At 61.4% G+C, this 11267-nt stretch carries 16 protein-coding genes; 8 read left to right on the top strand and 8 right to left on the bottom strand.

Features of this window, described 5'->3' with window-relative positions; translation table 11 throughout:
• Positions 1 to 1436 (top strand): ABC1 kinase family protein (locus tag H536_RS0121710; protein WP_024352416.1); only part of this gene is annotated, 1436 nt, incomplete at its 5' end.
• Here the strand turns inward: H536_RS0121710 and H536_RS24035 are convergent.
• Together H536_RS24035 and H536_RS0121705 are read right to left on the bottom strand one after the other, a co-directional pair.
• Entirely contained in the window at positions 1389 to 1871 is a 483-nt protein-coding gene (locus H536_RS24035; protein WP_024352415.1) for an Hsp20/alpha crystallin family protein, read from the bottom strand. The genes H536_RS0121710 and H536_RS24035 overlap by 48 nt on opposite strands.
• Positions 1872 to 2041: 170 nt before the next feature.
• The gene (locus tag H536_RS0121705; RefSeq protein WP_024352414.1) at positions 2042 to 2656 is read right to left on the bottom strand and encodes a hypothetical protein; all 615 of its coding nucleotides are present in this window, start codon (positions 2654 to 2656) and stop codon (positions 2042 to 2044) included.
• A 687-nt stretch (positions 2657 to 3343) separates the two neighbouring features.
• On the opposite strand from H536_RS0121705, the gene H536_RS24665 reads away from it, so the two are divergent.
• From H536_RS24665 to H536_RS24845, 4 genes are all read left to right on the top strand, one after another.
• Positions 3344 to 3757 carry a hypothetical protein gene (locus H536_RS24665; RefSeq protein WP_155898593.1) on the top strand — a complete coding sequence of 138 codons (414 nt, stop codon included), beginning with the start codon at positions 3344 to 3346 and terminating at the stop codon, positions 3755 to 3757.
• Between the two features lie 11 nt (positions 3758 to 3768).
• Positions 3769 to 4215, top strand: a complete 447-nt coding sequence (locus tag H536_RS0121700; RefSeq protein WP_244495493.1) for a type II toxin-antitoxin system PrlF family antitoxin — start codon at positions 3769 to 3771, stop codon at positions 4213 to 4215.
• Positions 4216 to 4218: 3 nt separating this feature from the next.
• Positions 4219 to 4719 (top strand): type II toxin-antitoxin system YhaV family toxin, encoded by a 501-nt coding sequence (locus tag H536_RS0121695; RefSeq protein WP_024352412.1) that lies wholly within the window; start codon positions 4219 to 4221, stop codon positions 4717 to 4719.
• A gap of 245 nt (positions 4720 to 4964) precedes the next feature.
• Positions 4965 to 5336, top strand: a complete 372-nt coding sequence (locus H536_RS24845; protein ID WP_024352411.1) for a plasmid mobilization protein — start codon at positions 4965 to 4967, stop codon at positions 5334 to 5336.
• Between the two features lie 284 nt (positions 5337 to 5620).
• On the opposite strand, the gene H536_RS0121685 is transcribed toward H536_RS24845, so the two are convergent.
• On the bottom strand, positions 5621 to 5881 hold the full coding sequence (locus H536_RS0121685) for a hypothetical protein (RefSeq protein ID WP_024352410.1): 261 nt from the start codon (positions 5879 to 5881) through the stop codon (positions 5621 to 5623).
• Positions 5882 to 5999: 118 nt separating this feature from the next.
• Between H536_RS0121685 and H536_RS0121680 the strand changes: the two genes are divergently transcribed.
• On the top strand, positions 6000 to 6461 hold the full coding sequence (locus tag H536_RS0121680; RefSeq protein WP_155898591.1) for a hypothetical protein: 462 nt from the start codon (positions 6000 to 6002) through the stop codon (positions 6459 to 6461).
• A 310-nt stretch (positions 6462 to 6771) separates the two neighbouring features.
• Here the strand turns inward: H536_RS0121680 and H536_RS0121675 are convergent, their stop codons facing one another.
• Positions 6772 to 7344 carry a tyrosine-type recombinase/integrase gene (locus H536_RS0121675; protein ID WP_024352408.1) on the bottom strand — a complete coding sequence of 191 codons (573 nt, stop codon included), beginning with the start codon at positions 7342 to 7344 and terminating at the stop codon, positions 6772 to 6774.
• Positions 7345 to 7460: 116 nt separating this feature from the next.
• On the opposite strand from H536_RS0121675, the gene H536_RS24660 reads away from it, so the two are divergent.
• Positions 7461 to 7874: a hypothetical protein gene (locus tag H536_RS24660; RefSeq protein ID WP_155898590.1), complete on the top strand. Its 414-nt coding sequence runs from the start codon at positions 7461 to 7463 to the stop codon at positions 7872 to 7874.
• Between the two features lie 149 nt (positions 7875 to 8023).
• On the opposite strand, the gene H536_RS0121670 is transcribed toward H536_RS24660, so the two are convergent.
• From H536_RS0121670 to H536_RS0121655, 4 genes are all read right to left on the bottom strand, one after another.
• Positions 8024 to 8317 (bottom strand): type II toxin-antitoxin system RelE/ParE family toxin, encoded by a 294-nt coding sequence (locus H536_RS0121670; RefSeq protein ID WP_024352407.1) that lies wholly within the window; start codon positions 8315 to 8317, stop codon positions 8024 to 8026.
• Positions 8314 to 8541 carry a hypothetical protein gene (locus H536_RS0121665; protein WP_024352406.1) on the bottom strand — a complete coding sequence of 76 codons (228 nt, stop codon included), beginning with the start codon at positions 8539 to 8541 and terminating at the stop codon, positions 8314 to 8316. The genes H536_RS0121670 and H536_RS0121665 overlap by 4 nt, the downstream gene beginning before the upstream one ends.
• A 160-nt stretch (positions 8542 to 8701) precedes the next feature.
• On the bottom strand, positions 8702 to 9514 hold the full coding sequence (locus H536_RS0121660) for an SDR family NAD(P)-dependent oxidoreductase (RefSeq protein ID WP_024352405.1): 813 nt from the start codon (positions 9512 to 9514) through the stop codon (positions 8702 to 8704).
• On the bottom strand, positions 9511 to 10497 hold the full coding sequence (locus tag H536_RS0121655; RefSeq protein WP_024352404.1) for an aldo/keto reductase: 987 nt from the start codon (positions 10495 to 10497) through the stop codon (positions 9511 to 9513). The genes H536_RS0121660 and H536_RS0121655 overlap by 4 nt, the downstream gene beginning before the upstream one ends.
• Before the next feature lie 176 nt (positions 10498 to 10673).
• Here H536_RS0121655 and H536_RS24655 point away from each other — a divergent pair, with 176 nt between their 5' ends.
• Complete coding sequence (locus H536_RS24655) at positions 10674 to 10979, top strand: PepSY domain-containing protein (protein WP_162142677.1); 306 nt, start codon at positions 10674 to 10676, stop codon at positions 10977 to 10979.
• The last annotated feature ends 288 nt before the right edge of the window (positions 10980 to 11267 follow it).

Here is an 11267-nt window from a genome sequence, read left to right as displayed (position 1 = left end):
GCCCCACCTTCGTCAAGCTGGGGCAGATCATGGCAACGCGCGCGGATCTGCTTCCGCCCGAGCTGACGGAGCGTCTGAGCCGGTTGCACGACGCCGTCGCGCCCGTGCCGTTTGAGGAAGTACGTTCCCAACTCGTGGATGACCTGGGCGCTGATCCGGCAGAGGTGTTCGCCGAGTTTTCGGCCACGCCCATCGCTGCCGCGTCCATTGGTCAGGTCTACGAAGCCCGGCTGCGCACGGGCGAGACTGTCGTCGTGAAGGTACGGCGGCCGGGCATAGAGGAGGTGATGCGCGCCGACCTGCGGCTGCTCATGGCCGCCGCACGGGTGATCGAACGGCGGGCTCCCGGACTTAGGCGACATCAACCTGTCCGCGTGGTCGGGCAGCTCGCGCAAGCGCTTCTCGAGGAGATCGACTTCAGGATCGAGGCACGCAACCAGGAGGATGTCCGTTGTCGGACCAGCGTCTTTGTCGTGCCGCGTGTCCATCCGCAGTTCAGCACGAGCAGGACTCTGGTCAGTGATCGCATCGTTGGCAGGAGCCCCAATCAGGCATTCAGGCTTTCGGAGCCGGCGCTCGCCCGCGCACTTGCCCCGGAAGCAGCCCAAGGACTGTTGGCCTTGATGCTTCAAGAGAGCGTGTTCCATGCCGATCCTCACCCCGGAAATGTGCTGGTCACGTCGGAAGGCCAGCTCGCCTTGCTCGACTTTGGCTCGGTCGGGCGGCTTTCAGCGAAGCGTCGCGAACAGGTGCTCGTCGTTCTCGGGTCCCTGGTCGATGCCGACGTCGGGGCGGTCACGGACGTCCTGATGGACTGGGCTCGCCGATCCGGCCCGCCGCCGCCAGGTCTTGAACCGGCCGTCGATCAGTTCTTTTCGCGCTACGGTGCTCAATCGGGTCGCGATATCCGTCTCGCCGAGGCGATCACGGAATTCATCTCGATTGCCCGGGAAAACGAACTTGCGCTCCCGCCCGATCTCCTCCTCTTGATGCGAGCGCTTGGTATTTCTGAAGGCTTGGCCAGAACACTGGACCCTGACCTGGACGTGGTTGAGGCCATCACGCCAGTCATGCTGAAAGTCTTCGCGCAACGCTTCAGCTTTAAGGCGTTGGCGGCGCGGGGGTTTCGGGCATTCAAGGAGCTCGATCAGCTCGCCAACATAGCGCCCGAGGCTCTGCGGAAGGTCGTGGCTCGACTGAAGCGCGAAGGAATCGCCGTCCAGGTTTCAGTTGCGAATCTAAATGATCTCAGCGACGCCCTGCGCCGTGCCGGCGACACCTTGGCTAATGCCGTGGTGGCGGCGGCACTGATTCTCTCGGGCGCTCTCTTCTCGCTGTCGTCGGGTGAAGACCCGACGCGATCCGTTATTTCCCTGATTGCGTTCGGGCTAGGCGTGATTATCTGGCTGCTCTTTGTGCTGCGCCGTCGCAACTGAAGGATCAGCATTGATGGGGACGCGGCGGGCCTTTCCCTGGACCCACGCAGCTTTCGGAAGATCCACCGTCAGTAGACCATCCTGAAGGGTCGCTGTGATGCGCTCCGGCTCTACGGCTTCGACCAAGGGCACGAGCCGGTCAAGCGCACCTCCGTTCCGGCCTTCCGTCGAAAGCTTGGGGCCGCTCAGTCGAACCGAATGGGGGGTGGCCTCCAGTAACAGCTCGTCGCGGCTGTAGCCGGGGACTTGGAATACGACGGTCACCTTCTCCAAGGTTTCCAAAACAGAGAAGTTTGCGTCGGCCTGGCCCCTGAACTCGGTGCTGCGGACGGACCCTCGCCAAAGCCTGCCGAGTCCGCGAGCCAGAACGCCGTCATATCCGACACGCGCCGTCAGCGCCGTACCGCCAAGCTTGATCTGAATGTCGCCGATCATTGGAATACCTCCGCTTCCGCCATAAAATGACGTCGCTGCGCGGCTAAATCAAGGCAACCGCAGACGCCACCACAGCAGAATCGGCGCGCCGCCGACCATGGAAAACCTCACAGATTTTTATATTTTCGGGACACTTGGCTAATACTTAAGATTTGGTTCCATATTGGCTCTTATCCGGCCAAGCGATGCCACCACCGCCGAGCTCGAAGCTCTGCAGCAGTAAGCTTTTCGGCGAGGTTGTCGCGATCGCCCACGAGTTCCGCAAGTTCGCGCCGAACCCGTTCTGCTTCGCCAGTAGCCAGGGATTGAAGACGCTGAACCTCGGATTGATGGGCTTTCTCCTGGTATGACATCCTCTCGCGAAGATGTTCCAGCTCGGCTTTAGCAAGAGCCGCGTCTTTCTCGGCTTCTCCCTGTGCCTTCGCACTCTCCATCGCGTTGTCAGTCAACTCGGCGACGCGATCCGTCAGCGACTCCAACATTTTCACCATCATTTCGATGGTGACGGGGGACCCATATTGGAGAGTGTTGGAGGAGGTTTGAGAGGGGTTATCCGTTATCTCCAATGAAAGGGGGCCGTTGTTGGGGGTGACGGAGCGTCCTTGTAGGTCCTCTGTTGGCATCGAAACCCGGATCGGGTCGCTGGGATGATTGCCCTCGATGATCTGCCAGCGACCTTTGTTGGCACGTCGCTTCGCCTTGGTTCGAGCGGCTTCGACGCCGATCCCATGCGCTTCAGCGATTTCTCGCAAAGTGACGACGACGTGCGTTTCGCTATTGGACATGATGGAGGACCCCCATTGGATCGTGATGGGCCCAGCATAGGAGTGATTCGTTAACCAATGCTCCCCACTTGGGGGAGGCCTTATTGGCAGCGGACCCCTCTCACCTTCCAATAACGGATCCCCCTCAGTTGCCTGTAGCGGAGAGCCTTCGTTCTTGCGTCATACAGTCTTGGCGGGCATCATTGCCGGCAATGCGTGATTCATGGCGCAGAAATGCAAAAGCCCGGTCGAGAGGACCGGGCCGCATCTGGCACGAGGCCAGGAAAAGTCGTTCGTGGTTGCTCGACTTTCCCAAAACCTCCAGGCCGAGTCAACGCAAAAACGTGTGTTTTTGTGCATGGCGCAGCTTTGCCGGTACGTGGCCGCTTTTCGTCCGGTTTCACCGGAGGACGCATGTTCGCAAGTTACCTTGCGAGTGCGATTGATGCGGCACATCCATCGCAACTCGACCCTATTTCCCGCGATCTCTGGCGTGCGCACGGGGCTGGCTCATTAAGTGATACCGAGGCGCAGTCTCTCGCGGAAGCGCTTGAGGCCCGGCGTCCGTTGTATCGAGATCGGCATCCTGTGACCTGGGGCACTCCTCCTCAGAGGCGCTTGTCAATTTTTCCACAGCGCCGCCCGCAGCACGCCCGCAAGCATCCGAAGCGGATCGACCGCCGCCGACGGTTGGCGTCATCTGGCCCCATGCCGCCGCAGCTCGCGGCGGCATGGACGACCGGGGAACTGGCTGTCCTGCGGATCGTGGCCGACGAGACAAGTCATGGAACGAGCGTTTGTGACCGCTCGCTCGGTGAAATCGCGGCGCGGGCCGGAGTCTGCCGCTCGCTCGCCCAGGCGACGCTGAGGCGGGCGCAGGCAGCCGGACTGGTGATGATCGAGGAGCGCCGCCGGCGCGGTCAGAAGAATCTACCAAACGCCGTGCGGATCGTTTCCCCCGAATGGCGGATGTGGCTGCAGCGTGGTCCGAGGACTGGGTCCAGAAATCCCGACCCCACGGATACAGATTCATATCTTAAGGGCAAAAGCCGCATCCAGAAGACCCGCCGCAAGGGCTCTGAAGAGAAGGAATGGGCAGTCCGACCAGTTCCGCCCGACTGAAATCCCGCCCCATGAAGCTGAACCGACCGCCCATAGATATTCCTGCCCCTCAACGCGAAGGGGCGGGCTTTCCTGCACGCCTTGATATTGGTAAGGATAAATCCTTACATTGCAGCGAGATGGAGTTCGCTATGACCGCTCTTGTCGAAGAACGCAGCAAGATTACCGCCAAAGGCCAGACAACGGTTCCCAAGGCCGTCCGCCAGGCGCTCGGTGTCGGCTATGGCGACGAAATCGCTTTCGTAGTGGATGAGAGGGGTGTTTCTGTGCGCCGTGCCGAGGGAGAGGATACCGATCCCGTCATCGGTAGATTCCTCGATTTCCTGGCTCGGGACATGGCGGAGCACCCCGAGAACATCCGAGCTTTTCCGCTACCATTGGTGGAGCGTATGGCTAGCCTGACTGAGGGCATGATGGTCGACCCCGAGGACGAGATCGAAGGCCAGGTCTCGCTCTGACCAATGACGATCATCAATAGCTGGACTATTCTCGCCCATCCCTTGCTGCTTGATCAGCTAGAAAAGTTGGCGAGGGCCGTTGAGACAGCACGGGCCAAGGACCCCCAAGGCTACAAGGGCGCCGCCAATACCAAACTGCTTGCGGCTCTACGCACGCTGATGTTCGAGACGATCCCGGACGATCCGACCCGCAAGGACTATCGCCAGGGCAACACGCTCGGCCCCGATCGCAAGCACTGGTTCAGGGCGAAATTCGGCGGCGGCCGGTTCCGGCTATTCTTTCGCTATGACAGCCGGGCAAAAATCATCGTGTTCGCCTGGGTCAACGATCAGACGACGCTGCGGACATACGGCGCGAAGACGGACGCCTATGCGGTGTTCAAGGGGATGCTCGACAAGGGCAATCCTCCGGACGATTGGGCCTCGCTCGAAAAGGCTTCCTCACAGAAGGCCCCCCGAAGACGGCTGGCGGCAGCGAAGCCGGACGATCCCTCGTCACCGTAACCCCTTCATTGTCGACTCGACCTGCCCGGCCGTCCGCTCGCTACAGCGCTGCCTGAGGGCGCGCTCGCGAACGGCCTCCGTAGGTGCTCGGCATCAGACGCCGCCTCCACAAAGGACTCGCTTTTTTCGTCTTGGCTGGCACACTGGCGGTCAGTAGACGCAGTAGCCAGCAGCGCGCGGTTTCACCGCGCTATCTGGCCAAGGGGGTTGGCACCCCCTGTGGAACCCCGCCGGAGGCCGCATCAATGAGTGAGAGATCCGGCACGGAAACACGGCGGACGACTGCCGTCGTCGGCGTCAGGATGACGCCTGACGAGCGTGCCGTCGTGGTGGCAGCCGCCGAGGCTCGGGGTATTGGCGTCAGCAGCTTTGCCCGCCAGGCCGTGCTGCGTGCCGCGCGCCTGCCGGCGCCGAAGGCGGCCCGGCGGCGGGATATCCAAGCGCAGGCGCTCGCCCCGCTTTTGACCGCGCTGGCCCGGATCGGCAACAACGTCAATCAAGTGGCGGCCGTTGCCAATTCCGGGGGTGGCATCGATCGACGCGCCGTTGACCAGGCTTCGCATCATCTCGCAGCGGTCCATGCCGCGATCCTGAAGCTGGGGGCCTCCGACCGATGATCGGCGGGGTCACCAAGTTTGGCGGCCGCGCCCGCGACGCCGAGGCTCTCGTCGCGCATCTCGGTAAGGAACAACCGGGTGGCGCCGTCTATGTCGCTGGACCGACCACCGCCGCGGCCGACATGGCCGGCTTGGTTGCAGAGGCGCGTCTTCTCGCAGCCGCGCGAGGAGTGCAGGCGCGCCCGTTCCTGCACCTCCATCTGTCGCCGAGTTCTTCCCTCGATCGAGCCGCGTTGATGCGTGCCGCCGAGATCGTGTTGCGGGAACTCGGGGTGACCGATCAGTCATGGGCTGTCGAAATTCATGGGAAAGACCGCCGAACCGGCACGGGCGAGCTCCATGCACATATCGTCGTCGGTCGTGCCGGGGCGTCCGGCTCGCTGTTGCGGTCCGGTTTCGAGAAGATCCGCGTCGAAACAGCGGTTCGGATCGCCGAATTCGAGGTCGGCGACAGGCATGTCCTCGGCCGTCACCACTCCGCGAGCGTGCGGCACCTGGAGAAAACCGGGCGCCACGATGTCGTCGCCAGCCTGCGTGCCGCGCACGGGGAGACGCCGCCAAGGCCGCAAGGACTTTCAGCCGAGAAGCGGATGAAGGCGGACCGTCGGGGCGTCGATATAGTGGCTCAGCGAGAAATGGTCCGAGCCGCATGGAGCAGATCAGATGACGGAAGAAGTTTTGCGGCCGTCCTCGCTGAGGACGGCCTTGAACTCAGACAAGGTGAGAAGCGTGGAGTCTGGATCGTCGCCATCGGCGACGTCGAGATCGGCAGTGTCGACCGGCTCGTCGGCGAAAGACGCCGAGCCGTCTCGGCCAGGCTTCGAGGCATCATCCCAAGCGCAGTCAAAGTCCGCGACGACCTCGTCCAGGGCCGAGACGATCCTTCGCCAGACGAGTCAGATCGGCCACCTATCAATCGAGGCGCGACAGCGCCTGATCGGGATCGAGGGCTCTCTGAAAGCGCTTGCCGGCGAGGACGGCGAGATCGAGGAGAATCCCGTCATCGAGGCATTGGACCTGATCGTTCAGATGCTCGCCGCACAGAGCCAGAGGCTGGACCGGATGGAGGACACGCTGGAGCATCTGGTGCAGGTCGTCAGCGCCGACGGGTCATCGCGGCGCTGACTGTCTCACGAGCAATCTACGTCGGCCGTGAGCGCCTGACGGCGCTCAGGCAGAGAGCCTTGGCCATTCTGGGGCGTGATCTTTCGCCACGACCGACACGGCTACCCGAACCACTGATTCCCGCGATGGATCCTGTGCCTGCATCGTCATCGGAGACAAAGACCCAGGAGCACAGGAAGAAACAGCAGCCAGCATCTGCCAACCAGCGGTACGAACGAAGTTCATCCGCCGATGGGCCAGCACCCTGGCGGCCACCCCGACCCTTTTAGGGTGTCAGGCAAGGAGATGATGCGGGGCCTTGTAGGGGGAGTTATTTCCACATCCTCTCGGCGATGGATCTTTGCTCTTCGCCCAAGGCGTTTGCGTAGATCGCTGTCGTCTCAATGGCGGCATGCCCCATCCATTTCGATAGCATATTGAGCGGCACCGTCGCGCCGATCGCGGCAACCCCATAGCCGTGCCGCAGGCCCTTGGGTGTCGCCTGCGGTCCCTCGAGGCTGGCGGCCGCCATGACAGTCCTCACTTTGCGCCAGGCCGTCGTCCGGCTCCAAGACCAGAGCGAACAGTTCCTCTGGCGCCCCCGGGCTTCCCTGACGCCGTGGACAAGCACCAACGTGTCGATGAGGCGTAGCGGTACGGGAACGGCCCTGTACATGCCCGTGCGGCGCTTCTTGAGCGTCTCGAAGACCAGGGCCTGGCCGTCGATGTCGACGCGGCCGATTGTCAGTGCCAGCGCCTCGGATATCCGGCAGCCGGTGAAATGCAGCACCTCACAGAACGAGCGCACCTCACGCGGAGCCTTGGCGGCGGCTGTGAGGAAAGCCGCGCGTTCGGCGGCGGTCAGATACAGGCGGTTGCCAGCAGGGTCGATCAGGTCGGTCATTGAAACAGAATACAAAGATTCTGTTTCAGATTCCGCATATTTCCTTACGCGCGCGTCTTCAATTATCGTCTTCTCGACACCGCAAAAGGCAAACGGCAACCGAGAGGCAAAGCAGAATGAAACTTCTTGGTCGCTTTAAGAAGCGTTCACCCATTGACGATCACTTAGAAAATATAATTACAATCAAGAGCCCGGAAATTGAACTCAGCATGAAAATGCGATCCGGTGAGCACGCAAATATTTCTGTAAAAATCTGGGAAGATTATATGGCAGAAATGGGAGATAACGATCCCTTACGATACACGGCGACTGTCCTTGTAGATCATACAAGATCCAAAGAATTATTCGATGACGATAATAACTGCCGGACAATGGCCGCAGCCTGCCAATGGTTTTCTGAAAACACTGGCCTCGCGGACGAGGAGCGGATCGACTTGTCGCGTGGCGGATATAGTCTTCTTTTCGAGGTTCTAGAAAAGCCAGAAGGGGGACGTCAGCTTTATTACCATTTCAGGCAGATAGAACGCTAACGGACCAACTCAGCCAAAGGATATCGCAAGGCATTAGGCCATCTTTGAAACAGAATTGGTAATTCTGTTTCAAACCGTACGAATACAGTGAGAGGCTGTGATCGGAATTCTGGGAAGGGGTACGGTTACCCGGGCATAGCCGTAGACCGTCATGACCGGCGCGCGTCGGAGAGGGGCCTACGGGCTGCGTGACGAAGCCGGGTAATCACCACCTCGTCGGCCGCGATGCGGTAGAATAGGACGTAAGGATAGGGCGTCAGGGCAACGCGCCGTGTGTTGGGGCGGCTGGTGGCCTGCGCGGCGCGTGGGTGATCCTGCACCAAGGCGGCGGCGGCAAGAATGCGCTCGCGCATTCCGGCCGCTCCCTGCGGCGAACGCACAGCGGTGTAGGAAAGCGCGTCCTCGATCTGGCGAAGCGCAGTTCTCGTGTAGCGCAGCCTCAAAGGCGATATTTCGAGAAGACGGCTTCGACCTCGGCAGCGGTAGCGAACTCGCCGCGCTCGATCTCGGCTTCGGCCTCGATCAAGTCGGCTTCTTCCTCGGGGCTTAGTTGATAGACGGCCTCGTCGTCCCCGGTGAGGCGCAGAAGGACGCGCGCGAACTCGTCCTGTTGATCGGGGGGCAGCGCACGTACGCGCTCAACGGCCTGTTCTAGTAGCTCTGTCATGCCCTATTATGCACGTCATTTTCGCACAAAAAAGCACGGATTATTCAGCTACTTGGCTCCCGTGCAAAACGGTTATTTTATGCACAAACACTAAAGGAACGCAGGATTTCATGATGAAACCCGTGCGCCGCGATCTATCGCGCCCATGGCGGCCTCCGGATCAGGCGACGGCCCAGCCGGCATTATCCATTGCTGCCTTGGCGGCTTCAGCTTCCGGTAGCTCTCTCCTCCAGCGGGAGGCGTCGATCCGGCACCCTGTCACCCCCTCTGATGCCTCCGAGGCAAGCCAGAGAAGTGGCGGGATGACGATTGCAGGATCGAGCAGTTCGGTGCGCACCTCCTGAGGGAGGCCGTCCGGAATCATGCCTGTCGCCGTCGCGCCGCCGGGGAGAAGGCCGTTCACCGTGATACCTGTGCCCTGGAGATCCTGCGCCCAGATGATCGTCTCAGATTCAAGTGCCGCTTTGGATGGGCCGTAGGGTGAGAAGCCGCGCCGTCGCATGGTGGCGTGATTCATCGTGACATTGACGATGCGGCCGCGATCTGCCGCAATCATTACCGGGGCTGCAGCTCGCGCCATCAGAAAGGGACCGTTGACGTTGGTGTCGATCACCATGCGCCAGACATCAGGATCGGTTTCCCAAAACCGGGTCGGGTCAGTCAGGAAGCGCTCGCTGACATACTTCATTCCCCGACCGGCGTTGTTGACGAGCATGTCGAGCCTGCCGAAGCGATCAAGCGCCATTGCGACGACGCGGGCGCAGTCTTCCTCGCGTGAGACATCGGCGAGCATCGGAGCAACCCGGTCGTCGCCGGCTTCGCGGGCCACGGCCTCGACTTCGGTCGCCTCGCGCGATGCGGTGGTGACAACCCGCGCGCCCGCCGCCGCGAGGCCCAGAACCATCGCCCGGCCGAGCCCGCGCCCGCCGCCCGTAACGATCGCGACCTTGCCTTCGAGTCGCTCGCCGCTCACCGGTTCAGTGCCTGCATCTGAGGTGCGGCATAGCGCGTCCCTGCGGCAGCGCCGGGCGGCAGGATGCGGTCGATCCGGGCGCGATCCTCAGCGGTGATCCGCACCTCGATCGCCTCCACGTTTTCCTCAAGCCGCGCGCGCTTCTTGGTTCCCGGGATCGGAACGATGTCCTCGCCCTGGGCGAGGAGCCATGCGAGGGCGAGCTGGGAGGGCGTGCAGCCCTTCTCGCGGGCCATCGTCTCGATCTCGGCCACCAGATCGAGGTTCTTCTGGAAGTTCTTGCCCTGGAAGCGCGGAGCGTCGCGGCGGTAATCATCCTCGGCGAGATCCTCGATGCGGCGGATCTGTCCGGTGAGAAAGCCCCGTCCGAGCGGGCTGTAGGCCACATAGCCGATGCCGAGTTCGCGCACGGTCGGCAGGATCTCCTCCTCCGGCTCGCGGCTCCACAGCGAATACTCGGTCTGGAGAGCCGAGATCGGATGCACGGCATGCGCACGGCGGATCGTCTCCGGCGCCGCCTCAGAAAGCCCGAGGTAGCGGACCTTGCCAGCCTTCACCAGCTCGGCCATGGCGCCCACCGTTTCCTCGATCGGTGTTTCGGGGTCGACCCGGTGCTGGTAATAGAGATCGATATGATCGACCCCGAGGCGCTTGAGCGACGCGTCGCAGGCCTGGCGCACGTATTCTGCATCGCCTCGAATGCCGAGATATTCACCGTTCTCGCCGCGCACGTTCGCGAACTTGGTCGCCAATACGACCTTGTCGCGGCGATCTGCGATGGCCTTGCCGACCAAGACCTCATTGGTGAAGGGGCCGTACATGTCGGCGGTGTCGAGGAATGTGACGCCAAGGTCGAGTGCCCGGTGAATCGTCGCGACTGCCTCGGCCTCGTCGCGACTGCCGTAAAATTCAGACATCCCCATGCACCCGAGGCCGAGTGCTGAAACCTCAAGTCCTTCCGAGCCGAGCTTGCGAATATGCATTTCTTGTTCCCAACGCTTTGCGCCCTGACACGATGCAATGCACCCTGGCCATCGCGGTTCCCGCTGCAAAGGAGTTAAAACGAGCGGACACTCTGCAAACTTGAAGATCCCTCGGCAACCGGTATCCTATCCCGCAGGGATCGGCTCGGCCGGTCAGCAGGATATGGGAGTTTCGAGTGTCAAGACTGAAGATAAGCATTGTTGCCTTTGCAATCCTGACCCTTTCAGGCGCCGTGGCAGCCTCTCAGGAGTCGCCTGAACTCCCGGCCGACCTTCCGCCCAAAGGCAGCGTCAAGCTTTCACAACTGATCTCGGAAACCGAAGGGCGTGCAGGATTTCACGCCATCAAGAGTATTTCTTACTCACGCGGGGAATACGAAGTCGTATACTATATGATGGATGGAGCCGAAGTACGGCTGAATTTTGATGTGAAGACGGGCGCGGTTAAACCTCCCAAGAGCGGAGGACTGTTTGGGGGGTAAAAAATACAGGCAGATAGATGACCAATTCCGATGCAACTTCACTTATCAGCAGGCGAAAATTGAGCGGGGTGACTCCATGGTTGCTTTGGGTCCACGGAGAGTGCAACCCCGATGATGGTTGGACGTCTCTCAACGGCCGATTACCGACGGCTTGCGACCGTGCTGCGGGTCCTCGGAGAGGCCGGCCTTAAGCCTACTTTGGCTCGCCTCGGGCTGATTCGAACCCAAAATGTACAGTCATTTGACGATGCGGAAGCGGAGGCTTTCGTCCGCGCACTGGAGCGTCTC

This window comes from Aurantimonas coralicida DSM 14790, from assembly GCF_000421645.1.
Classification (GTDB): domain Bacteria; phylum Pseudomonadota; class Alphaproteobacteria; order Rhizobiales; family Rhizobiaceae; genus Aurantimonas; species Aurantimonas coralicida.
The sequence above is the reverse complement of the archived record's forward strand: the minus strand, read 5'-3'. Positions and strand labels throughout refer to the sequence as shown.